General features: G+C 38.4%; 18 protein-coding genes, 1 pseudogene and 1 riboswitch. Of the genes and pseudogenes, 10 read left to right on the top strand and 9 right to left on the bottom strand.

Translation table 11 applies throughout. From position 1 onward, the window contains the following. Positions 1-458: 458 nt before the first annotated feature. Positions 459-602: a hypothetical protein gene (locus tag ABC255_RS02495; protein WP_412991193.1), complete on the bottom strand. Its 144-nt coding sequence runs from the start codon at positions 600-602 to the stop codon at positions 459-461. Between the two features lie 39 nt (positions 603-641). Next, positions 642-726, bottom strand: a riboswitch (cyclic di-GMP riboswitch). A 782-nt stretch (positions 727-1508) separates the two neighbouring features. Further along, a complete protein-coding gene (locus ABC255_RS02490) occupies positions 1509-2306 on the bottom strand; it encodes a lipid II flippase family protein (protein WP_412998459.1) in 798 nt (265 codons plus the stop codon). Between the two features lie 419 nt (positions 2307-2725). Here ABC255_RS02490 and ABC255_RS02485 point away from each other — a divergent pair, with 419 nt between their 5' ends. Next, positions 2726-3574, top strand: coding sequence for a hypothetical protein (locus ABC255_RS02485; protein ID WP_412991192.1), 849 nt, complete (start codon positions 2726-2728; stop codon positions 3572-3574). Between the two features lie 437 nt (positions 3575-4011). On the opposite strand, the pseudogene ABC255_RS02480 reads toward ABC255_RS02485, so the two are convergent. From ABC255_RS02480 to ABC255_RS02455, 6 genes and pseudogenes are all read right to left on the bottom strand, one after another. Further along, positions 4012-4247, bottom strand: a pseudogene (locus tag ABC255_RS02480) (ROK family protein); the annotation flags it as partial. 211 nt (positions 4248-4458) lie between these two features. After that, positions 4459-5415 (bottom strand): transketolase family protein, encoded by a 957-nt coding sequence (locus ABC255_RS02475; RefSeq protein WP_412991191.1) that lies wholly within the window; start codon positions 5413-5415, stop codon positions 4459-4461. Then, the gene (locus tag ABC255_RS02470) at positions 5415-6257 is read right to left on the bottom strand and encodes a transketolase (protein ID WP_412991190.1); all 843 of its coding nucleotides are present in this window, start codon (positions 6255-6257) and stop codon (positions 5415-5417) included. The genes ABC255_RS02475 and ABC255_RS02470 overlap by 1 nt, the downstream gene beginning before the upstream one ends. Positions 6258-6313: 56 nt before the next feature. After that, a complete protein-coding gene (gene ulaA, locus ABC255_RS02465; protein ID WP_412991189.1) occupies positions 6314-7690 on the bottom strand; it encodes a PTS ascorbate transporter subunit IIC in 1377 nt (458 codons plus the stop codon). Between the two features lie 26 nt (positions 7691-7716). After that, a complete protein-coding gene (locus ABC255_RS02460) occupies positions 7717-7998 on the bottom strand; it encodes a PTS sugar transporter subunit IIB (protein ID WP_412991188.1) in 282 nt (93 codons plus the stop codon). Between the two features lie 39 nt (positions 7999-8037). Further along, the gene (locus ABC255_RS02455) at positions 8038-10101 is read right to left on the bottom strand and encodes a BglG family transcription antiterminator (RefSeq protein WP_412991187.1); all 2064 of its coding nucleotides are present in this window, start codon (positions 10099-10101) and stop codon (positions 8038-8040) included. Between the two features lie 188 nt (positions 10102-10289). Between ABC255_RS02455 and ABC255_RS02450 the strand changes: the two genes are divergently transcribed. The 9 genes from ABC255_RS02450 to manA all read left to right on the top strand — a co-directional run bounded on the left by ABC255_RS02450 (position 10290) and on the right by manA (position 21912). Continuing rightward, positions 10290-11081, top strand: a complete 792-nt coding sequence (locus tag ABC255_RS02450) for a histidinol-phosphatase HisJ family protein (RefSeq protein WP_412991186.1) — start codon at positions 10290-10292, stop codon at positions 11079-11081. A gap of 636 nt (positions 11082-11717) precedes the next feature. Beyond that, entirely contained in the window at positions 11718-12188 is a 471-nt protein-coding gene (locus ABC255_RS02445) for a PTS sugar transporter subunit IIA (RefSeq protein ID WP_412991185.1), read from the top strand. An 18-nt stretch (positions 12189-12206) separates the two neighbouring features. Further along, positions 12207-12515, top strand: a complete 309-nt coding sequence (locus ABC255_RS02440) for a PTS fructose transporter subunit IIB (protein ID WP_412991184.1) — start codon at positions 12207-12209, stop codon at positions 12513-12515. A 20-nt stretch (positions 12516-12535) separates the two neighbouring features. Further along, the gene (locus ABC255_RS02435) at positions 12536-13546 is read left to right on the top strand and encodes a PTS fructose transporter subunit IIC (protein ID WP_412991183.1); all 1011 of its coding nucleotides are present in this window, start codon (positions 12536-12538) and stop codon (positions 13544-13546) included. A 98-nt stretch (positions 13547-13644) separates the two neighbouring features. After that, complete coding sequence (locus tag ABC255_RS02430) at positions 13645-16281, top strand: glycoside hydrolase family 38 N-terminal domain-containing protein (protein ID WP_412991182.1); 2637 nt, start codon at positions 13645-13647, stop codon at positions 16279-16281. Between the two features lie 66 nt (positions 16282-16347). Further along, on the top strand, positions 16348-17739 hold the full coding sequence (locus ABC255_RS02425) for a C69 family dipeptidase (RefSeq protein ID WP_412991181.1): 1392 nt from the start codon (positions 16348-16350) through the stop codon (positions 17737-17739). Between the two features lie 33 nt (positions 17740-17772). Further along, on the top strand, positions 17773-19737 hold the full coding sequence (locus ABC255_RS02420) for a BglG family transcription antiterminator (RefSeq protein ID WP_412991180.1): 1965 nt from the start codon (positions 17773-17775) through the stop codon (positions 19735-19737). Between the two features lie 14 nt (positions 19738-19751). Beyond that, positions 19752-20879 (top strand): glycerate kinase, encoded by a 1128-nt coding sequence (locus tag ABC255_RS02415; protein WP_412991179.1) that lies wholly within the window; start codon positions 19752-19754, stop codon positions 20877-20879. Positions 20880-20955: 76 nt separating this feature from the next. Further along, on the top strand, positions 20956-21912 hold the full coding sequence (gene manA / locus ABC255_RS02410) for a mannose-6-phosphate isomerase, class I (RefSeq protein ID WP_412991178.1): 957 nt from the start codon (positions 20956-20958) through the stop codon (positions 21910-21912). Between the two features lie 188 nt (positions 21913-22100). Here manA and ABC255_RS02405 read toward each other — a convergent pair whose 3' ends face one another. After that, on the bottom strand, positions 22101-23417 hold the full coding sequence (locus ABC255_RS02405; protein WP_412991177.1) for an ADP-dependent glucokinase/phosphofructokinase: 1317 nt from the start codon (positions 23415-23417) through the stop codon (positions 22101-22103). Positions 23418-23425 lie beyond the last annotated feature (8 nt).

Genomic DNA, 23425 nt, shown 5'->3' with positions numbered 1-23425 from the left:
TTTCAATAAATTTTCAAATACTAATTGGGATTCTCCATCATAATAATCGACAAAAACCACCTTAACTAATCGTTTAAATAAAACTGTCCTAAACCCTGTTAGATAACGAACTTTTAATTCTTTTCCGGGAAATTTATTGTCGAAGAGCTTCACACTTACCCGCAGCTATGTTTACAAACTCTTTCACCATATACTACATTTATTCACTAGTAGACATCTTTTGACAAAAATAAAACTAATTAAATGATTGATTAATTTGGACAGAAACCCTCAACACACAAGGAGTTCCTTCACCTCGATTGTGCGTGAAAGTCGAAAAAACCCCCTTGGACATCAAGGGAGTTCTAGTCTTAAAACTTTTTTAAAAATATATAAATACGATAAAAATGATAAATCCCCAAGTTATTAAGGATAAGAGTATTCCCCATAAACATCCTTTTGCGAAGGATTCATCATTTTCATTTAACTGCATTTAGTCCCAGTTCCCTTAACTTAGCCTCTACTCTTTTGGTTTCGTACCATTCAACGATCTTACGCTCTTTTGCAGTTAAGTATCCCTCTTTGCTTCTAGGTGCATTTTTCCTCATGTTTTTTCGATTCATTCTTCTCCTCCAATGTAATCGTACGGAGGTTTTTAAGTATTCGGCAACTGGCAGGCATAGTCCACAGACCTTAGCCCCTATAGTTTTGCGTAACCAACTTTCGATGGTGCTGCCCTTTCGTACGATTGTATTCTCATTATTAGTATAGAAAACTTTTGTAGTTTTAGAAAGAATTTTACCCGCATGCAGGTTTTACAAATCTCAAATCTTTAAATCGTTCAATGTTCATTCCCTACCACATCTGCCTATTAAAGCCATCAAATTCAAGTTGGTGATTATATTGTTCCTGAAGGTAATTTCAAAACCATCGGTAAGGATCATAAATATCTTGTCAATAAAGCCTGATACAATCGAATTGGCTGCGCAGTATCTTTACGTGTCATGGAAAATCTTAAAAAAGAAGGAAATTAGAATACCTTTATTAATCGCAAAATCCCCTTATCATCACGATAATGGGATCATTTATGCTCATTTGACAACTTCATGTGTGCTTAATCTCCACCCCCACCGCAGCTTAAGCAGGAACTACAAGAAGAACTGGAGCTACAAGAAGAACTAGAACTACAAGAGCTCCCCGACCCGCAGCTGGTACTACTTGATGAACCGTCGCTGCTAAGCTTCATATAACTTGAAAACTCATCATAATGAAAATAAGAAACAGATAAGAAAGGAACGAGCAATAAGTTATATTTTTGCTCCCTCCTGCCTTTTTTCAATTTTTCTTGTATAACCCTTTTTGTTTTAGCGTTCATCCATTCTTGGGAAGCACTTTTTACAAAATCTCGTTCTCGACAATATTCTCCTTACAAAGGTGAAATAACCTTGGTATGGCAGCCTTTGGAGTGATTTCAATCATATGACAACGATTTTTAGAAACCTATTCCCGTTTTTTACATTTTATCGTTCTTATCCAATGATTCTACTTACCCACGAGATCAACCAAGCAGAAGGAAGTAACAAAAGGTGAGCTAGTAATGTACCGAAAAATCTCGCAATCATTAGCCAAGCATACGTCTTGGCTATTTCATCTGCTCCATTTTCATTAATTAAGGCGCGTTCCGTCATTAAAGCGATTTGAGGGTCTAGTAAAAGAGTTAAAAGAATCGTTGCGATCCCATTTACTACGCCTGTTGCCATATTGGCAGTTGTACCGTGTTCTGGAGTCAATATCGACGCATATAAAGCTGCCAATACACCAGAAGTATAAATAGCCGTAACCACCATATTAATGAGCATAATGCGTTTAGGAATTCCGCCAACACGAAGTCTATGTATCATTTGAAACCTTGGACGTCTTATATAAGAACTTGTTCTTTTTAATTTATGTATATTCGATGTTTTCATTAAAGCTATGGCTGAGCCTTCTATTTCTAAGCGTTCAATCATTAACATCGCTAGACGAGTACCCGTGGGATATAAGAATAGTGCGAGCAAAGTACCGATAGAAGCTGAAAATAATATGATATGGAATATCCCTAGTACATCAATCGCTGAATCAGCTTTCGCCCTATCTACGATTACACCAATGATGGGAGCTTGAAACATATTCGAGGTACGCGCAATAAGTAAAACAATACCAGTCAGAGACAAAGCAACAGCAATCTTTTTTAGTCGTATTCCCCCTAAACGAATACTATATGTCAACGTTTCGATTGCATGGATAATGATTGTTAAGAAAATAATGATTATTAATTGTACAGTCAATTTTTTCACCGTCTATCTTCGTTTTATAACACACTCCAAATTATACCAATGCACTATCTAGTACTACACCTTTTTCTCCGGTAAGTTCTAAGAGCCTAAGGCATTCATATCTGTCAAATCCATATTGGGAAGCTGCTTGAATAGATAGCGAAGATAGTAGTATAGATTTAATCCATTTGCGATCGGTGTCTCCACAATACTGTATATGATGGCACTGGCATCCGGCTGTTGTTTCTAACTTCAAACCCTTACCTATCTATAAAGAAAAAGTGTATTGATTAAATTTCCAATATTTGAAATAATCGTTAAGATGCAGCATAGTGGAAACTGGTTGAATTTATTGGCGGGTTCTCAGTTCTTATAAGAATTGGTATATATCTATTCAAATTGATCTACGATAATATTTATGGGGGATAATAATGGCAGAAGAACAATTAATCATTCATGAAACTGATGAGGCTAACGAATCTGTTGAGGAAGAGGTAGATAGAAAAAAGGACAACTTTTTAAAAAGTTGGGACTTAGCAGTTTGGATTGCGCCATTTCCGATTATTGGTTATGCTATTTCATTTTCGTATGAGTACGGTGTTTCCATATTTTTTAAATATCCAATTTCGTTTATCAGTCTGGAACCTACACTCATAGCAAAAAATAGTTTATATGTGCTTATAATTTCAATTGTGTCAGTCTTAATTACTGGGATATTTCATACGGTTATTGGAGAAGAAGAAATAATAGTAAGAAACACAAAATATAGAAATTCTTTTCTGGGTATAATCACAATGTTTAACAGTCTGATTATTGCATGCTTATTTTTGGGACGTATTCCTAATGCTAGAGATCTAATAATATTCGGTATTCCTATTGCAATATTAATTACCATTGTGTATACGATATACCGAACTTCTAAAAAGAAAGCTTATATATTAAGGAGTATCTTTATACTTTTAATTGCAATTTTAATATTACCAGGGGTACTAGGATACTCAGAATCAGCCTCTAAAACATCTTATTATATCATTGAAGGAAAAGAGAAAAACTATATCGTGTTAAATATTGTGAAAGATAAAATGTTGATTGCTCCTGTTAATTTAAAAACCCGCACTTTCACACCAACTTACACCTTAATCGAGACAAAAACAGATTTTAAAACTCTGGATAAAAAAGATGGGGAACAACTGACTATTATTCCAGTCGTAACTGGTTCTTTATCTTTATCAATTGATGAAGTAAAAACAGCAAAAGAATTGCTTAAAAGTGGTGACTAATTATAAAGCATAAAATATGCTTTTGATTAGGTCTGTGATGAATCCAGTAGCAGCATGAATTTTCATTTCTAGTTAAGATATATCATTACTTAGGTTCATAAAGATTGGCAGTATTTTTCTAGTTCCAAGGTAATAATTGCGATTTTGACAATATTCTAAACCAAGGGTTCTCTTATGGAATGCAGGAAATTATAGGGTTTCTTGCAATTTTCTGAATGGTATACCCCGTTCTGTTTGGATGATGTACTCTTCCACGCCGTTGGAGAAAGAGATTTCTAGAATACCTCAGGGAGGGTTCAAAACAGCTGAAAAACATTTCTATAAATGGGAATTAGTATTTTTACGTAAAAAATAGAAAAGCCCCGTATTTAGTATAATGGAATTTTCCTCCCATAAAGCATTTACCAAAGATGTAGCAGCTGGCCCTTTTGATTCTATCTTTTTTTAATTGCTGGTCCAGCTGCCATACCCTCTAGACAATCTCCATGGTACGGGCATGCACCCTTAAAATGATCATCAGGATGACACCTTAAAAGGATATGACCCATTTCCGGATGATTGAAACCCCGTAAAAGCTTTCCGCCGATAACCGCTGTATCCCATTCCCCGTTCCAACGGTCATGTACAGACAGCTATCCAAACCTTGTGCAGCTCCCCAGATGTTTTCTGCTACAGTACATCAGTATGATATCCTATAGGATACTTTCTCCGGACCTTGGGGATGAACTAATTAGCAATATGTAGTACTTACTAATTCTATATTATGAACTGTCCACCTCCAGTGGAATCTGTCCACGAGCGGTGACAGGCACCAAAAAAACACCAAAAATGAGGACACCGAAAATGAATAAAGGCACCGTTTAAAAACGGTACCCTTTCACTTATTATAGTAATTCTTTTGCAGCTGCTACGATGTATTTTGGTGTTAGTTTGTAGAATTCTTTTAGGTATTCAAGTTTTCCTACTTGCCCAAATTGTTCCTTAACTCCAATCCGTCTCATCTTAGTAGGGCATTGTTCGCTTAGGACTTCTGCTACTGCACTGCCTAGTCCGCCGATGACGTTGTGGTTTTCGGCAGTAACAACAGCTCCCGTCTTCCCAGCGTACTTCACGATTAGATCCTTATCGATTGGTTTAATGGAGAACATATCTATCACCGTAGCTTCAATTCCCTCTTCATACATAAGGTCTGCTGCTTTTAAGGATTCTGCTACCATAATGCCGCTTGCGATAATGGTAACGTCGCCGCCTTCACGGAGAACTTTTCCTTTACCCTCTTCAAACACTTCATTCTCATCATAAAGCTTAACCGCATTCTTGCGGATGGTCCGGATGTAATGGATCCCGTATTCTTTTTCAATCTTCCGCAATAAGTACCGGAGCATGGTCGAATCACTAACTTCATATACGGTAGCTTGGGGAAGAAGACGAACAAGACCAAGATCTTCAAACGCCATGTGAGTGCCGCCGTTATGCTCGGCTGTTACCCCAGCATCTGATCCCAATATCTTAATATTGGTTTTCGCATAAGAACCTGAAACGAACAGCTGATCAAACGTCCTGCGAGTCGCAAACTGACCAAAGGTATGGACATAAGGAATCCTCCCTGTCAGAGATAATCCTGCAGCGACACCCATCATATTGGCTTCCATAATCCCGCCGTTAATAATTTGCGCCGGAATCTCCTTCACAATCTTATTCGTCGAAATCGCACTCATTAAATCTGCTTCTAAGGCGATGACATTCGGATTCCCCTTTGCCAGTTCCACTAACGTCTTCGCATACATTTGCCGCATTTCCACCTGTTCTAATTCGTAACGTTTGGATGGTGTTTCAATCATCATGACACAACCTTTCCAAGTTTATTTTCCAATTCCGCTATCGCGGCCAAAATGGCTTCTTCATCTTCCTTACTAGGACGAATATGATGGTTATCAGCCTTTTCTTCCAAATAAGGAACTCCCTGGCCTTTAATGGTATCCAATATAATCGCTATCGGCTGCTCTGACTGACGTTTTCCTTCTTCAATTGCTTCATAAATTTGTTCCAAGGTACGACCATCGACTCGCACTGTATAAAAACCAAATGCCTTAAACTTCTCCACAAAATCAAGTGGATCAATAATATCCTTCGTTAAGCCGTCTAGCTGTTTTTTATTGTCATCAACCAAAACAAAGAGTTGGTTCAGCTTGTGATGTGCTGCGAATTGAGCTGCTTCCCAGCACTGCCCTTCGTTCAATTCACCATCACCGACGATACAATACGTATAATTATCCATATTTGATAGTTTATGAGACAATGCGACACCAACCGCCGCTGAAATTCCCTGTCCAAGGGAGCCTGTTGTCATGTCCACACCAGGTGTTAAGTTCTTATCAGGATGAGAAGGAAGTGCGGTGCCATTTTGATTTAACGTATAGAGAACTTCTTCAGGAAAGTAGCCTTTAGCCGCCAGTGTCGCATAAAGAGCTGGCCCGCCATGGCCTTTTGATAGAATGAAGTAATCCCGATCTTCCCATTTCGGGTCCTCCGGATTAACCTTCATTACTTCACCATATAAAACCGCCAAGGCTTCAACAATGGATAAACTGCCACCATAATGCCCGAAACCGAGATGATACAATTCTTTTAATGTCTTTAGGCGAATTTCATCACGAAACGCTTCTATCTTTTGCAAATCCATTTTCTTTCCTCCTCTTTCAATCAAAAAGTAAGGGGTGCGAAAACACCCCCAATGCTCTAAGCTCCAACTTGTTTTGAATCAGATGCAGCTTTATCTTTTTTGAAAAAACCAAATAGCACAGCAAGTACGACAAGACCAATAACGGTAACACTAACACCTGTCGCGCCAAGAGAATTGGCAATATTGCCAAGTAGAATTCCGGAAGCTGCAAAGTCGGCATCAGAGAATGTTGTACTAGCAAAACCTAAATCTCCAAGAACTGGCATTAAGAATACAGGTAAGAAGGTAATCAACAAACCATTGGCAAACGATCCAATCGTTGCACCGCGTACACCGCCGGTTGCATTACCGAAAACGCCAGCCGTTGCACCTGTGAAGAAATGTGGTACAACACCAGGTAAGATAATTACGGCGCCTGCAAAACCAAGGATCGCCATACCAACGATACCACCAAGGAAACTACAGAAGAATCCAATTAACACCGCATTTGGTGCATATGGGAATACAATCGGACAGTCAAGAGCTGGCTTAGAGTTTGGAACTAGTTTAGTAGAAATCCCTTTGAATGCTGGAACAATTTCAGCCAGCACAAGTCGAACGCCTGAAAGGATAACGAAAACCCCAGCTGCAAATGTAACACCTTGAATAATCGAGAAAACAATATAATGAGTGCCGCCGCTAAGCTCTGCCTCCACATAAGAAGGACCCGCAAAGAGAGCAATAATCACATAAAGAATAACCATCGTTAACGAAATCGTTACAGAACTATCACGCAAAAATCCTAGACCTTTAGGGAACTTAATCTCTTCAGTTGAACGAGATCCCTTACCAACCACTTTCCCGACAAGACCAGCTAACACATAACCTAAGCTTGAAAAATGCCCAAAACCAACATTGTCGTTACCAGTAATTTTTCGCATAAAAGGCTGACAAATCGCTGGGAATACAGCCATGATTAAACCTAACGCAAGGGAACCAACAATAATTAATGGAACTCCTTTTAAACCTGAAACGACTAAGATAACAGCAAGCATACATGCCATATATAAAGTATGATGACCAGTTAAGAAGATATATTTTAATCTAGTAAAACGAGCAATTAAGATATTCGCTAACATTCCAAAGAACATAATAAACGCTGTAGCACTGCCATACTTGGTTAATGCCATCGCAACAATCGCCTCGTTATTTGGCACAACCCCGTTTACATTGAATGCCTCCTCAAACATTTTTCCAAATGGTTCAAGGGATCCAACGATTATTCCAGCACCTGCAGAAATTACGAGAAAGCCTAAGAACGTCTTAGTTGTTCCTTTTACAATATCACTCGCCGGTTTTTTCAATATAATCAGACCAACTAGCGATATTAATGCAACTAGAACAGCTGGCGTACTCAAAATATCCATCAATAATTTAAGAATTCTTTCGCCCATGGTAGAGGCCCCCTTCTACTTTATGATTAAAGCAAACCTTTTTCTTGAAGCACTTCCTTCAATTTGTTGCGAAGACCCTCCATATCAATAATGCTATCAATCACGATAACTTCTCCTAAATGCCCCATTCCTTCTGCAATATCCTTTGCTGCGATAAATAGATCGGCTGCATCCGGAGTGGCAGAACTAAGGTCAGAATGTTCGACTTCAATACCGCTAACACCTAACTCACCAAGAATTTGTTGTACATTCATCTCTAACATAAAGCTGCTTCCTAAACCTGATCCACAAACGGCTAAAATTTTCATTTGAATTTCCCCCTATAATTTATAATGAATTTTTAAAAATTAAACCAATGCCGAGTAACGCTCAAATAATTCAAGGATAGCTTCTGTCGTCTCAAGCTCTTTTAAAAGCCCAACATTGTTGCTCTCACTAAGAAGCTTCGTTAATTGAGATAACGCCTTAAGATGTGTCGTATTATCGATGGCCGCAATACAAAATATCAAGCGGACAGGATACCTTTCATCATTTAAAAAATAAACCGGCTCATCAAGCTTTAAAAAGCTCATGCCTACTTCATTTACTCCCAGTTCTGGTCTAGCATGTGGTATGGCTACTTCTGGCCCAATGACTACATATGGACCTAATGTTTTAATATTAGAAATCATTGCGTCAATATAAGTGGACTCAATCGCACCTGACTCGAGTAACGGATGGGCTGCTACTTTTACAGCCTGCTCCCAATTCGGCAGCTGCCCCACAATTTGAATCGTATCCTCTTTCAGTAAATCGCTTAACACTGGTTGGTTCCCCCTCTGAATATCTACCTTTTTGTGAAAGGTTAGTTGATTTAAAGCTGTGATTAATCCTTTTTCGTCATAGACATTCGCATAGCGTCCAATCGTCTGTATCAGCTCTTTTGTCGAGATATCATGGTACTCGATCCCGAACAGATGATGATACACTTCATTGACCAAGTTATTCTTTTCCGTTGGAGTCATAATCGGCTTTACATAAAAGCATGGCAGCTTTGACTCCAGCTCTACCGTCGAAAAGAGAAGATCATAGTGATCGACATTCTCCTTTTGATAGCCTTGTAACGACAGTGTTTTTTCGACGATGATCTCGGAGAAAAGTGATTCCAGCAGGTGTTTCACCATTAACGATGAGCTGATCCCACTTGGACAAACGACAATTGCTCGTTTCTTTTTTGGTACAACTTGCTTCGGCTTTTCTAGCAAGGCACCAAAATGAATCGTAATAAACCCAATTTCTTCTTCTGGAATTCTGATACTTAGCAGTGATCCAATTGGCTGAAGCAATTCTTTTACAATCGTATAAAGCTCTTGGTGTTCCCGTTTGATTTGGTCAAGCAGCGGATTCGTAATCGGAATCCGATATTTCATTCGAAAATAAGCTGGCTTAAAATGCTGATACAAGGTGTTGATGACTTCGTTCTTTTTCTCAAAAGCAATCGCCGCTTTATTTTCAAAATCAAATACAAGCTGTTCACATAATTTAAACAGTAGGTCCCAGTCTCCGTCTTGAAACGAGTAGTTTCCTAAGGACAGGCCAAGCAATTGGGTGGTGAAATAGTAGAGTTCATTTTCATCTTCCTCAAACTGCAGCGAATGAAATAACGTTTTTGCAACCTGCCACATGTGTTCCTTTTTTAGTAATTCAATTTCATCGCTATGAAACCTCACAAACTTTCTTTCTCGTTGACGGTAATAATAGAAAAGGAGAAAATACGTAAATTGATGCAGTCGTTCCTCGACAAAATGAAGATCGAACAGCTTTTCCATTTCAGTAAGCGAATCGTGAATGGCAGTTAATGGAATCCGCTCCGTTCGATCACTTACGAGATGGTCGATCAGTTCTTTATAATACGGAATGCGTATCAACTCAGCTAAATGATGCTGAACGAGTACCCGCTTATCCGACTCTGAACCTGAAAGATGGTAACCTTTTTGCCTAGAGTAGCGTATCTCAACCAGAAAGGACTGGTTCCTTTCATTTGCCTTTTTCACATCCGATATAACCGTGTTTTTACTTACCTGCAGAAGCTGTGTTAAATGGACCGATGAAATCGGCTCTTGCCGGATAAAAAGGTAAAGGTAGATGAAAATCAAACGTTCCTCTTCAGTTAAAATAAAATCGCGTTCCTTCTCTTCTAGTTGTTGTGTTCGAAAATAGTCAACTACCTCTTCCGGCATGACGATATATTGATGGCCCCTGTATGGAATGGCAGGAAGAGCTTTATCCTTCAACCAATGATTGACTTTCTCCAAATCATAGGATATCTGCCGCTTGGTTAATTGAGTTTGATCCATGACTTGATTCATGGTAGTATTCTTCACTTTTAATAGATGTTTCAATAAAAGTGCAGGACGTTTATCAATCATCATCGTGTCTCTACCTCCTGAAATAATCATATTATAAAACGCTTTCATAATGTTTAGTCATTGGGAACAATTGATGTTTGAACAATCTGACAAAATTGCGCTCATCTCGCCATCAGACAAATTTTTGTTCCATTATAGACAATTGTGAAAGATTTCACTATAGTAGTCTTAAAAAAAGCAGGTGAAAAGCTATGTATCTAATGGATTATCATCATCACACCAATCATTCCTTTGATTCCACCGCTAGTATGGTGGAAGTCTGTAAAAAAGCAATAGAAAACGGGATTCAAGAAATTTGCTTTACCGAGCATTTCTCCGTTAATCCACTTGCGCCAACCTACGGCCACATGGTTTTTGATAACTATTTACGTGAGATTCATGATTGTCAGGAACAATTCCAAGGCCAGTTAATCGTAAAGGCTGGAATTGAACTTTGCGAGCCCCATCTTTTAAAAGATCAATATGATGAAATTCTGCAGCCACTTAACTTAGATTTCATTTTAGGTTCCGTCCATAATCTCAACAACCAGAAGCTTCGCCTAGCCCTCAACGAAGATCAACCAACTGCCTATGAACGGTATTTTAATGAACTATATCACATGGTATCTGACTCTGATATAGATATCATCGCACATTTCGATTTAATGAAAAGATATGCTTATAAAGAACACGGTCTATATGTATTTCAAGAGCATCAAGAAATGATTGAGCAAGTATTGAAAAAGGCGATTGATAGAAATATAGGAATGGAGATCAATACCTCTGGACTCCGAACGGGTTTAAAACAAACATTACCATCGATCGAAATCATCCAGCTGTATAAAGAATTAGGCGGAGAAATTTTAACCATTGGATCAGACTCTCATACAGTAGAGGATGTTGGAGCTAACTTCAACGATGCCCTTTCATTAGCTAAAGATTGTGGATTCAACTATATTTATACATTTGAAAAAAGAAAACCGATACCGGTAAGAATACAGTAGGAATACAGTAGGGACGGTTCTCATGGTTATTCCTTTCGACAATATCCTACCCGCTAAGGAAGCATAAATTCCGTTTTGACAGCATTTAAAGCTATTCTAATTAAACGTTTAGTTAAAAAATGAAGCACGAGAACCGTCGAAACGTCCCCGTGCTTCTTATCATTAAAAACCAAGGTTATTCTTATAAATTGAGGCGGTGTCAATACTTATGTCTCCATTCCTTATGCAGCCTCTACCGACTGGATAACCTCTTCCCCCTCGGAAACTTAAAAAACGCTTAACCCTATACATGGCATTTTCACACCATTATGTAAAGTAGTTGTGTCTTTTTAAATTTGTTTGCAACCTATTTCCTCCTCCTTTTTATTGTCTCCATCCCCAATTTTTTTAAAAAAATAACAACGAGAACCGTCCCCATGATTAACGAGAACCGTCCCCATGATTACATGAATGAATGTAAAGACTAGTTACTAAAGAGATTAGAACCGTTTCCTAAAGGAAAAGGAAAAGAATTAATTTTTATTTGGCGACAAATGAATATAGAATTCTAAGTGTAAAGGATAACGTTATCTACTGTAAGGGTTTTCAAATAAAGAACCCGATTAAGAAAGATAAAAAAAGATGGAAGGTGAAGTGTTGGAAATCAAATCATTGATTAATGAAGACTTGATTGAGTTAAACTTGGTAGCTGCTACCCAGATAGAAGTGATTTCTCAATTAACTTCATTACTCAGTCAACAAGGAAGAATTAAATCTGAGACTGCGTTCATTGAAGGCGTACTGGAACGAGAGGGAGAATTTTCAACTGGGTTTGGAAATGGCTTTGCGATTCCTCACTGCAAAAGTGACACTGTAGAAACAGCGAGTATCATCATTGGGAAAACAGCAAACGGAATTGAATGGAATTCATTGGATGAAAAACCCGTGAACTTTATCATCATGCTGGCCATTCCAGCGGCAGAAGGTGGAACCACGCATTTGCAAATCCTATCTGCTCTATCAGGAAAATTAATGGACGACGAGTTCCGCGAGCAGCTTATGAACGCGACTCAAGCAGAACAAATTTTGAACTTATTAGATGACTTTATTACACAAAAAACTAACTAAGAAAAGGTGGACTTTATCATGAATATTCTTGCGATCACAGCTTGCCCAGCAGGAGTAGCACATACAAATATGGCCGCAGCGGCTTTAGAAATGACAGCTAAAAAAATGGGTCACAAAATTAAGGTAGAAAAACAAGGCGCGATGGGAATTGAAAATTCTATTTCAGCGAAAGATGTTGCAAACGCAGAAGTTCTTATTTTAGCCGTAGATACAGCGATTGCAAAATCGGATCGTTTTAGTTCGATTCCTACAGTTAAAGTACCAGTTGCGGAAGCAGTGAAAAATCCGCAAGGTCTAATCAATAAAGCTCTTGAGCTTGTAAAATAAAATAAGAGGAGATCTCAACGATGAAAAAATTCCTTGAAGAAGCTAAAACACATTTAATGACTGGTGTTTCCTATATGTTACCGTTTGTTGTTGCCGGAGGCTTGCTCTTAACGCTTGGTTTATTACTAGGTGGCGGCGAACAAGAAACTGGTTTTGCTAAAAAAGCAGTTGAAACTGGAGTCCTAGTTTTCAAATTAATGGTTCCTGCGATGGCTGGTTATATGGCTTATTCGATTGCAGACCGACCTGGTATTGCACCAGGTATGGTGGGTGGATTAATTGCGAATGAAATCGGCGCTGGATTCTTAGGCGGTATTGTTGCTGGTTTCCTTGCTGGTTATATTGTTAATTTAATTAAGAAAATTCCAGTGCACACTTATTTAGCGGCATTAAAACCAATTATCATGATTCCTTTATTAGGTGTGGGTGCCGTATCTTTATTAATGTATATCATTGGTCAGCCAATTGCCCTTGCTTCTAAAGGTTTAGAAGGCTGGTTAACATCACTAAGTGGTGGAAATTTATTAATTCTTGGCTTGATTATTGGTGCTATGATGGCGGTTGATATGGGTGGTCCTATTAACAAAGTGGCGTTCGCATTCTGTGTTGGGATGCTAAACGAAGGAATTTACGCTCCAATGGCTGCATGTTGGATTGGTATTATGACACCACCAATTGGACTAGCTCTTGCAACAAGACTTGCTCCTAAGAAATTCACAGTTGGAGAAAGAATGAGTGCACTTCCTACAACGATTATGGGTGCGACAGGAATTACCGAAGGTGCAATTCCATTTGCGGTAGGTGCTCCCTTGCAAGTTATTCCATCGATTGTGGTTGGTTCAGCTGTAGGTGGCGCATTAGCACTAGTACTTGGTGCGGAAGCTCCGGTACCAAGTGGCGGCGTATTTATTATTCCATTCTTCATTAAGCCAGTAATGTTCTTAATTGCCTTTGCAGTCGGGATTGTTGTAACGGCATTAATGACAGTACTCTTAAAAAAGAATATCGAAGAAAAAGAAGAAGTAGCTTAAACTCAAGAAGCTGTTTAAACTTATAAATCAAATTTCCATGAGGGTACTGTTACAGGACCCTCATTATCTTTATAAAAATTGTCCTGGAGGCTCCTATAATGAAATTTCATGTTATCTCTCATACACATTGGGATCGAGAGTGGCACCAAACCTATCAGCAATACCGTGTAAAATTAATCCGCTTCATGGATGAATTACTTGAACTCTTAGAAACGACCCCAGCTTATACTTCCTTTTTATTAGATGGACAAACCATTGTCTTAGAAGATTATTTAGAAATTAAGCCGAAAAATCGCGATCGAATCAGCAAGCTTGTTCAAGAAGGACGTCTAGTCATTGGACCTTGGTACATCCAGCCTGATGAATTTACACCAAGTGGTGAATCACTTGTACGGAATTTGTTAATTGGTCAAAGTATTGGTGATGAGTTTGGTCCTTCCATGCAAATCGGCTATTTGCCTGACTCTTTTGGGCAAGCAGCACAAATTCCACAGGTGTTAAGCGGTTTTGGTATGAACTATGCTTTATTCTGGCGTGGAATTACCAATGAAGAAACGGAAAAGACCGACTTCTGGTGGGTTGGTCCAGATGGTTCCAAGGTACTTGCAACGCATCTGCCGTTAGGCTATGGAAATGGTCGCATGCTTTCAACTGATTTAAAACAAAATTTAGAAATCATCAATGAGAATAATGAAAAGTTACAAGAAATGACTACTTCTAAAAATATGTTATTGATGTGTGGATTCGACCAAAGAAGTGCAAACAAATATCTTCCTGAGATTATCGCTGAACTAAATACTCATTATGCTGAGAATGGCAGTGATTTCAAGGTACGACTAAGCAAATTGCAGGATTATCTAGAAGAAGTTGAACGTTCAGCAGAAAGTCTCGATAACCTTTCTGGAGAATTTAGAAAAGGTAAAAATATGCGTGTCCACGTCAGCATCGCTTCAACGCGTTTAGATTTGAAAAAGAAGAATTTTGAAGTACAAAATTTATATGAGAAATATACAGAACCATTAAACTCTGTATCCTATTTACTTGGTGACCATTATGATAATGACATTATCAATAAAGGCTGGAAATACATGATGCAAAATCATGCCCATGATTCCATTTGTAATGTCTGTACCGATGCTACCCATCAAGAAATGGATATGAGGTATGAATTTGCGAAGCAGATTGGTGAGTCTGTCCAGAAAACAGCAACCAAAGAACTGCTGCGAAAAATCAATTTCCAAGATGAGGGTGTTCCACTCGTCGTCTTTAATACCCTCGGGCAAAAAAGAAAAAATCTCGCGGAAGCAACCCTGTATGTAACATCAAAGGAATTTACTATTGTGGACACTAAGGGCAACCAGGTTCCTTATCAGATTTTAGATATGAAAGAAGAGAATTTAAACGATAAGCAAATTGAAATTGGTGTGAAAAATGAGGATCAATTTGTTTTTACAACAAGAATTAAATTTGCTGCAGAAGTAGACGGCTTTGGGTTTAGTACTTACTACGTGAAAGAAAAAGCACCAATTGCCAATACGTATAGTGATGTTTACCAGAATGGCACGTTTTCCAATGAGTTTATGGAAGTAAGTATTGAAAACAATGGATCACTCACCATTAAAGAAAAGAAATCAGGCGCCATTTTTAAAGGGTTAAATGTTTTTGAAGAAGGTGGAAATGCGGGAGATGAATATGATTTCTCACCACCACATGAAGATATCTTAATCACAACGAAAGACGCAGCACCTGAAATCAGCGTGGTTCATAATGGACCTCTATATGCAAGTGTTAAGATTGTTTATAACATGGAATTCCCTGTTGATACAGATGTCAATGGACGTTCTGAAAATAGGAATGCTTCTACCATTGAGACCTATGTAAGTGTTAATCGTTATGACGATCGTGTTGATATTCAAACGGTGATTGACAATACCGTGAAAAATCACCGGATTCGTGCTCTATTTGATACAGGTCTTCAAACGAAGACACATATTGCGGACCAGCAATTTGGGACGATTCGTCGCGATAACTATTTAGAACAAGTGGAATATTGGAAACAGGAAAATTGGGAAGAGAAATATTACCCGATTTATCCGCAGCAAAAGTTTGTTGATGTTTCGGATGATCAAAAAGGGATTGCGATTCTAAATAAAGGTTTACCGCAGTATGAGATTTTACATGCAGATAAGCCAACGATTGCAGTAACCCTTCTTGCAGGAACCGATTATATGGGTAAGCAGGATTTGGTCGATCGTCCTGGAAGACGTTCAGGGTTACATGTGGAAACACCGGATAGTCTATTACTTGGCAGGCATGAAATGAACTATTCGATTGTCGCTCACACTGGTAATGAAATCGAGGCTAGTATAGCAAGTAAAGCTAGTGAATTCACTACTCCGTTTGTGACTGTTCCAGTAAATGAAAAGTCAACAGAGTCTGCCTCCTTAGAGGATCAATCTACGTTCATTCGCCTTGATGATTCTGGGTTGGCACTAAGCGCTGTGAAAAAGTCGGAGAATCATGATTGTTTAGTAGTTCGAATTTATAATACAACCAATCAACTGATTGAAACAGCAAAAATCGAAGTCAATCAAAGCTTTTTCAAAAATAGTAAACTCGTTAATTTGAATGAGACTCTACTTCCTGACAGTGATGAGCGAATTCAAATTGAGAACAATGAAATCAACTTGAAGGATATTCGTGCGAACGAAATCTTTAGTTTCCAATTATATTAAGAAAGTAAGGAAATCCCCCTAATTATTGAGGGAAACTCTTTCTTTTTAAATACGGAGGGGAAAAAAATGTGTGATAACTTAGTTGTTCTCCCAGATTATACACGTTCAGCTAACATGCTGGTTGCAAAGAATAGTGACCGGCCTGCATATGAAAGTCAGCCGCTTGTTTATAATCCACGCTCATCACAAAAGAATCAAGATCTGCTACCTTTAGCATATGTCACAATTCCACAAGTCGAAGAAACCTTTTTAACCATTGGTTCTTCCCCTTTTTGGTGTTGGGGCTATGAGCAAGGAATGAATGAATACGGTGTTAGTATTGGAAATGAAGCTATTTTTACAAAAGATTTAAAAGAAAGTGCTGCAGACCCAGGTAAACAAAAAGGAATTCTCGGAATGGAGCTTGTCCGCCTCGGCCTTGAAAGAGGAAAAGCGGCGAAGAGTGCTTTAGAGGTAATCACAAAATTAATAGAGCAATACGGCCAATGGGGAACTGCTGTTGTGGGAGAAGAAAAGCCTTATAATAATTCTTTCCTTATCGCTGATTCTAAGGAAGCATGGGTTTTAGAAACAGTTGACCACCAGTGGGCTGCTAGGAAAATTCAAAACAAATTCCATTCCATCTCAAATGAAATGAGTATTCGACAGCAGTGTGATTTAATGAGTGAACATTTTATTGAAAAGGCAGTTGAAGCTGGTTGGATGACTGGTGATGAAAAGTTTGATGCGGCCTATGCATACACAGATTTCACCAATGCACTTCAGGTTTCACATATTCGTGTGCAGCGTACAAAGCAATTGCTTGCTGAAAAAAGTGGACAGGTAGATGTGAACTGGATCAAGCGAATTTTACGTGACCATTATGAAGATACCTTCCTAGAAGGTCCATTTTTCAATGCTGCGCTTCCAGATTTTCAAACGATTTGTATGCATTCATCACCAGCTAATTTTACATGGGGAATTACCGCATCTTCTACAATCTTTGAACTTCCAAAGGATGAGTGGCAATTTCCAGTAATTTGGTGGTCCCCTGCTACTCCTTGTACAGGTCTCTATCTGCCAATCTTTATGTGTGAACAGGAATTCCCAGAAATGCTCTCAAATGCTGGAACCATACGAGTCAAGAGTATCGATCCTACACAATCAAACCATGATCAATCAGCAGAGGATTCTTATTGGTGGAAATTCCGTGATTTACTTGATGAATTAAAAGGGAATGAAAATGGAACTTTATATAGTAAGAATAAGGAAATTGCTAGAAAAGTATTTGATCCTTTAGAACAAAAGTGGTTAACGCTCATCCGTGACATTGAGGATGAAGCAGCCCTTCTGCATAAAATGGGTAAACGAAAAGAGGCAATCAGTCTAGTTACTTCTTTTTCAAATAAATGTTTAAGTGAAGCAGTTGAAGCAATAGAGGAAGTTCGTACGCTTATAAATACATTGGTGTTATCATAATATTTTCTTATTCGTTTTAGGGGAGTGTAAAGTATGTTCGTTTTAAGCAGTCGTCTCAAGTCATTAATCATAGAATTATTATCACATAAGGAACCTGTGACAAGTGAATACTTGGCCAAAATACTAGGTGTCACTTCCCGGACGATAAGAAATGATGTGAAAACGTTAAATCTCGAATTAAAAAAAATAGGTGTACAGATTGAGGCTAGTCGAGGTGTAGGCTATTATATTGACGCAGCTCTTGGTCAGCAGGTTACAGAGTTAATTGAAGAACTGTTTATGCTCCAGGAGGAGGAACAGGCACTTACACCTGTCCTTCCAGAGGAAAGAGTATTATATATTTTAAAAAGTATTATTATTGCGGATGACTTTATTGCGACAGAACAGCTGGCAACTGAATTATTTGTAAGTAAATCTACTGTGGATAATGATTTGAAGCAAGTTGAGAAGCTTTTGGAAAAGTATGACCTTAAACTTTTTAAAAAGCAAAACTATGGAATCAAGCTAGTAGGGAACGAAATGAATATTCGGTTTTGTTTATCCGAATGTTTAGCAAATATTAAAAATGAACAAGCCGAGCTAGAAAATGAGATTGTTGCAGATATAGATATTCATGAAATAAAGGACATTACCAAGTATTATATTAAAGAGCTTTCTTTCACGATGGCTGAGCTGCCGCTAAATAACTTAGTGATGCATATTGCTATTGCCATTCAGAGAATTAAGAAAGGGAAAAATGTTGAAGCTGGTTCCATTGAACTCGACCAAATGGAAGATTTGGTTGAATATGAGGTAGCGACTAAGATTGTAAAATCAATAGAAGAAAAATTTGCGATTAAAATTCCTTTAGGAGAAGTCGCATATATTACAATTCATTTACTCGGTGCAAAGCATTTTGAAGATAAAAATTTTCACGGATCAGACTTTGCCCCGTTGCTGGGTGAAAGCCACTATCAATTAGTGGTTACAATCCTCTCAGAAATTAATCGGGTATATCGAATTGATTTACAAGAAGATCGTGAGCTTATTTATGGATTAGGGCTGCATCTACGTTCGGCGATTAACCGTTTAAAATATCGAATGAACTTACGAAATCCGATGTTAACGGAAATTAAAAAGAATTATCCCTTCTCTTTTGAACTTGGCATTGTGGCGGCCGAAATCATACAAAATAACAGTGAGCTGATTGTAAATGAGGATGAAATTGGTTATATAGCTATCCATTTAGAAGCAGCAGTTGAGCGAATGAAAAACAAAAAGCGACGGCAGACGAAGCGAGTGGCCATTGTTTGTGCTTCCGGTTTAGGTACGTCCAAGCTTCTAGCAGCTAGTGTGGAAAGTGTTTTTCCGGGTATCGATATTGTTGGCACGTATCCCTCCTATTCACTTGGAGACATCAAACAAGATGAGGTAGATTTAATTTTAAGTACGATTCCAATAGGAAAAGAAAGTCCAATTCCAGCCCTTCATATCAATGCAATCCTAACGGAAAAGGATATTGAAAAGGTACGTGAACATATTTCTAGTAAGTTTTTAAATGAAGATAAAAATAAATCATTAAAGAAACTTCAAAACTTATTTAGTGATGAGTTATTTTTTACGGAGATTAATAAAAAAAATCCAAAGGAAATTATTCGTTCATTAAGTACGATCCTTAATATAAAGGGATATGTGGATGATTCTTTTCAAAATTCGGTGCTAGAGCGGGAAGAAATCTCTCCAACATCGATCGGAAACTTAGTGGCGATCCCACATCCGTTAAAACCGAATGCTCTTGGTTCATGTATCGCGATAGGAATATTAAAGAAACCGGTAAAATGGGGAGAACATACCGTCCAACTAGTGCTTTTATTGGCTTTGAATGAAAAGGATAAGGAAGAATTTAGCTCCCTATTTAATCATTTATGGAAACTGGTTCAAAATAAAAAATTAGTTTCGGAGCTTTGCTCGACGGAGAAATTCAAAGATTTTATCAGTCAATTTTACTCAATAATGTAAAAGGAATGAAAACGATGAAAGTTGTGATTGCGCCAGATTCATTTAAAGAGAGTTTATCTGCCCTTGAGGTGGCAAATGCAGTTGAGCTAGGATTTCGCGAAGTTTTTCCAGACGCAGAATTTGTAAAGGTACCGATGGCAGATGGCGGAGAAGGTCTTGTCCATTCTTTAGTCAATGCATTAGCCGGACAAGTGATTACACAAAAGGTAACAGGACCACTCGGTGAAAAAGTAGAAGGTTTCTTCGGCTTAATCCACGGTGGAAAAACGGCTGTCATTGAGATGGCAGCCGCCGCAGGTTTGCATTTGGTACCACCAGAAGAGCGAAATCCCCTAAAGACAACAACATTCGGTGTGGGTGAACTCATCTTAGCCGCCCTTGACTACAAGGTAGAACGAATTATTGTTGGACTTGGCGGAAGTTCGACAAATGACAGTGGTGCAGGGATGGTCCAGGCCTTAGGCGGGAAATTACTCGACGTGAATGGCTGTGAGATTGGCTTTGGCGGAGGAGCATTAGCAAATTTACATTCTATTAATTTAGAAGATTTTGATGAACGACTGAACGGAATTCAATTTGATGTTGCTTGTGATGTTCAGAACCCGTTACTTGGGGAAACTGGCGCCTCTGCCGTGTTTGGTCCTCAAAAAGGAGCAACAGCTGAAATGGTCTGTGAGCTCGATAAAAATCTTAGCCATTTTGCTAGTGTGATAGAAAGAGATTTAGGTAAGTCAATAAGTGAAATACCGGGTGCAGGTGCTGCAGGAGGTTTAGGTGCAGGACTACTTGCTTTCCTCCCATGTCAGCTACGAAAGGGAATTCAAATCGTAGTGGAGGCAACTGGCTTAGAAGAGCATATTCAAGACGCTACACTCGTGGTAACTGGAGAAGGTAAAATTGACAGCCAAACCATTTACGGAAAAACACCAATCGGCGTCGCCGCCGTAGCACAAAAACATAACATACCGGTCTTCGCTCTAGCTGGATCACTAGGTCCAGGCTACGAAGCCGTCTACCAACATGGAATCAACACCGTCTTCAGCATAGTCCCTGGAATTACCACACTAGAAGAAGCACTCAAAAACGCTTACCAAAACATCGTCAGCACAACAAGAAACATCGCTAGTTTACTAGCGATATAAGTTGTTAATACGGGAATCAAGAATGCTAATCAAGCAAGCACATTAAGTAAATATCTTTACTGTGGAGGTTATCATTTTGCTGCAACCATTATTTTTAAAACCAGTTTTTAAAGAACGAATTTGGGGCGGAACCGCATTAGAGACACAGTTTGGTTATGATATTCCTTCCAACCAAACAGGAGAATGCTGGGCGATTTCGGCTCATCCAAATGGTCCATCACTTATTGAAAGTGGTCCATATGCCGGAATGACATTGGACAAGCTTTGGAAAAAACAGCCCGAATTATTTGGGAATCCAAAAGAAGAGGTTTTCCCGCTATTAACCAAAATTCTTGATGCAAATGCAGATTTATCTGTTCAAGTTCACCCAGAGGATGACTATGCAAAAGTTCATGAAAATGGTGATTTAGGCAAAACAGAATGTTGGTATATCCTTGATTGCAAAGAAGATGCCGATATGATCTTCGGCCACAATGCGAAAACAAAAGAGGAATTAATCCAACAGATCAATGACGGAAAATGGAATGATCTGCTGCTCAGGGTAAAAATTAAGCCAGGCGACTTTTTCCATGTTCCAAGCGGAACCATTCACGCACTATGTGAAGGAACGCTCGTGTTAGAAACTCAGCAAAGCTCCGATACCACCTACAGGGTGTATGATTATGACCGTAAAGATAACGACGGGAATTTACGTGAGCTTCATTTAGACAAAGCCATTGATGTCACCACCGTACCGCATCAAGAAACAGGTGTCACTCCTAAAGTAGAAAAACGCGGAAATGCAACGGTAACGACGTTTGTAGAATCTGAATTCTTCTCTGTCTACAAATGGGTAATCAATGGAAAAGCAACGTTCTCATCCGGTAATCGCTACTTGCTCGTAAGTGTCATAAATGGAGACGGAACACTTATACATGCTGGTGAGCGTTATTCATTGAAAAAAGGAACACATTTCATCCTTCCAGTTGGTACTGGAGAGTTTGAACTCGTTGGAAATGTAGAATTTATTGTTTCCCATACAAAAATGCCGTAGAGACGGTTCTTTATGGGGACAATCGGAAGTTTTGCGCGTGAAAAGGCCCGACTAGCGGTTAGAAGCTAGTTGGGCCTTAATATTTTTATGGGTATTATAAAAAAGGGAGAGGCAGAAACCGACCGATGAAACTGGGAATTTTCGTCCGTTCTTAACAGCTTAACTAATTATTTTCACCAGAGGAAAATTTACATAAAACAAATCTGGACACCTGCTACAAATGAATCCCCTAATCCTATGGTATATTTAGGCTTATCAATATACTTGGTAGGAACGATTATAGTCTCACTTGCATAAATGCTCTTACCTATTATTTCTCGATTCCTTACTCCGTTTTCACTCAGAGGAAGCTCTAAAACTTTTGATATCTGTTCCTTAGAACCATACCAACCCACCATCGCTTTTGCAGTAGCAAGCATATTTCCATATATAAGACCGCTTTCGATGTCGTTCTCAAGCTTATTCCCTACATACATAGAATAATCTTTTGTATGTACAATTACGCCCTTGTTAATCCTTAAATTCTCTTTAATATATTTTATCCCTTCCACACATGAGAGGATATCTTCTATATTAATAGGGAAGTTATAGATATTTAGTATATAGGCCAATTCTTCTTCATTCATGCAGACAATATCCACTTCTGAATAGATTGTTTCTATACATAACTTTTTTATCGAATCACTGTGATAATGAGCATCCTCAAAAAACACAATACCTGATTCGTTATTAGCCTTATACTTTCTTACATGTTGTCTTACAAAATCTAATCGTTCTTGTAAAATTTCTTCATCTTTAATGACATTAAAACTAGAGAGCACATTACTACTGATATCTTTTGCATGCTCCTCGATATAATCAAAATATGGTTCCGAGAATGGTACTGTTTCGTTAACGGTAACTTTTGTAATAATCAAGCGATTCGATACTGGTATTGCGAATTCTTGATCACCTAAACGAATAACATCACCTTTTTTAAACTGTATAATGTAGTGTATTTCTTGTTCAGCTCTTTGTGTCACTTGGTTGGTATGAATCAACTCACCAGTTGAAGACACTGTATAGATGTGTGGAGAGTTAAGAATGTCACAAACTTCTTTTGAATCATCGGTCAGATGAATCATCGAGGGACATCCAATAGCAGCTAATGCCATTGCTGCTTGCGCTGAAGTTCCTCCTATACCATTCTCTGCAGGGAAGAAGTTTTCAATGATTTTGAAGTCTTCTATATCAACTTCGCCGCCAATTCCCTTCCTGCAGAAATACACTACAGTACGAATAAAATCCTGTACTGTGTGTATTACCTTTGATTCTCCCATTTTGCTTAAGTCCTCTCCTTGCATATATTCTTCAAGGAGCTTATTTAAGATATCAATCTTAAAGTCACATAAAATATCTAAATTACTTGTGTATCCCATCGCAGTCATTTTTCTACTAGATTTACGGATATTTATATTTTCATCCATTTTTTCATAAAGTTTGATATACTTCTCTTCTATTTTCATATTACATC

Origin of the sequence: Neobacillus canaveralius (genome assembly GCF_047237705.1) — a bacterium.
Taxonomy (GTDB): Bacteria; Bacillota; Bacilli; order Bacillales; family Cytobacillaceae; genus Neobacillus; species Neobacillus niacini_K.
The sequence above is the reverse complement of the archived record's forward strand: the minus strand, read 5'-3'. Positions and strand labels throughout refer to the sequence as shown.

Bases quoted from the DNA above. Each gene is read 5' to 3' on its own strand.
- ulaA (WP_412991189.1), bottom strand. From the start codon at position 7,690: ATGGGCGAAAGAATTCTTAAATTATTGATGGATATTTTGAGTACGCCA.
- ABC255_RS02450 (WP_412991186.1), top strand. From the start codon at position 10,290: ATGTATCTAATGGATTATCATCATCACACCAATCATTCCTTTGATTCC.
- ABC255_RS02460 (WP_412991188.1), bottom strand. From the start codon at position 7,998: ATGAAAATTTTAGCCGTTTGTGGATCAGGTTTAGGAAGCAGCTTTATG.
- ABC255_RS02420 (WP_412991180.1), top strand. From the start codon at position 17,773: ATGTTCGTTTTAAGCAGTCGTCTCAAGTCATTAATCATAGAATTATTA.
- ABC255_RS02405 (WP_412991177.1), bottom strand. From the start codon at position 23,417: ATGAAAATAGAAGAGAAGTATATCAAACTTTATGAAAAAATGGATGAA.
- ABC255_RS02485 (WP_412991192.1), top strand. From the start codon at position 2,726: ATGGCAGAAGAACAATTAATCATTCATGAAACTGATGAGGCTAACGAA.
- ABC255_RS02455 (WP_412991187.1), bottom strand. From the start codon at position 10,101: ATGATGATTGATAAACGTCCTGCACTTTTATTGAAACATCTATTAAAA.
- ABC255_RS02475 (WP_412991191.1), bottom strand. From the start codon at position 5,415: ATGATTGAAACACCATCCAAACGTTACGAATTAGAACAGGTGGAAATG.
- ABC255_RS02470 (WP_412991190.1), bottom strand. From the start codon at position 6,257: ATGGATTTGCAAAAGATAGAAGCGTTTCGTGATGAAATTCGCCTAAAG.
- ABC255_RS02495 (WP_412991193.1), bottom strand. From the start codon at position 602: ATGAATCGAAAAAACATGAGGAAAAATGCACCTAGAAGCAAAGAGGGA.
- ABC255_RS02440 (WP_412991184.1), top strand. From the start codon at position 12,207: ATGAATATTCTTGCGATCACAGCTTGCCCAGCAGGAGTAGCACATACA.
- ABC255_RS02425 (WP_412991181.1), top strand. From the start codon at position 16,348: ATGTGTGATAACTTAGTTGTTCTCCCAGATTATACACGTTCAGCTAAC.
- ABC255_RS02415 (WP_412991179.1), top strand. From the start codon at position 19,752: ATGAAAGTTGTGATTGCGCCAGATTCATTTAAAGAGAGTTTATCTGCC.
- ABC255_RS02430 (WP_412991182.1), top strand. From the start codon at position 13,645: ATGAAATTTCATGTTATCTCTCATACACATTGGGATCGAGAGTGGCAC.
- ABC255_RS02435 (WP_412991183.1), top strand. From the start codon at position 12,536: ATGAAAAAATTCCTTGAAGAAGCTAAAACACATTTAATGACTGGTGTT.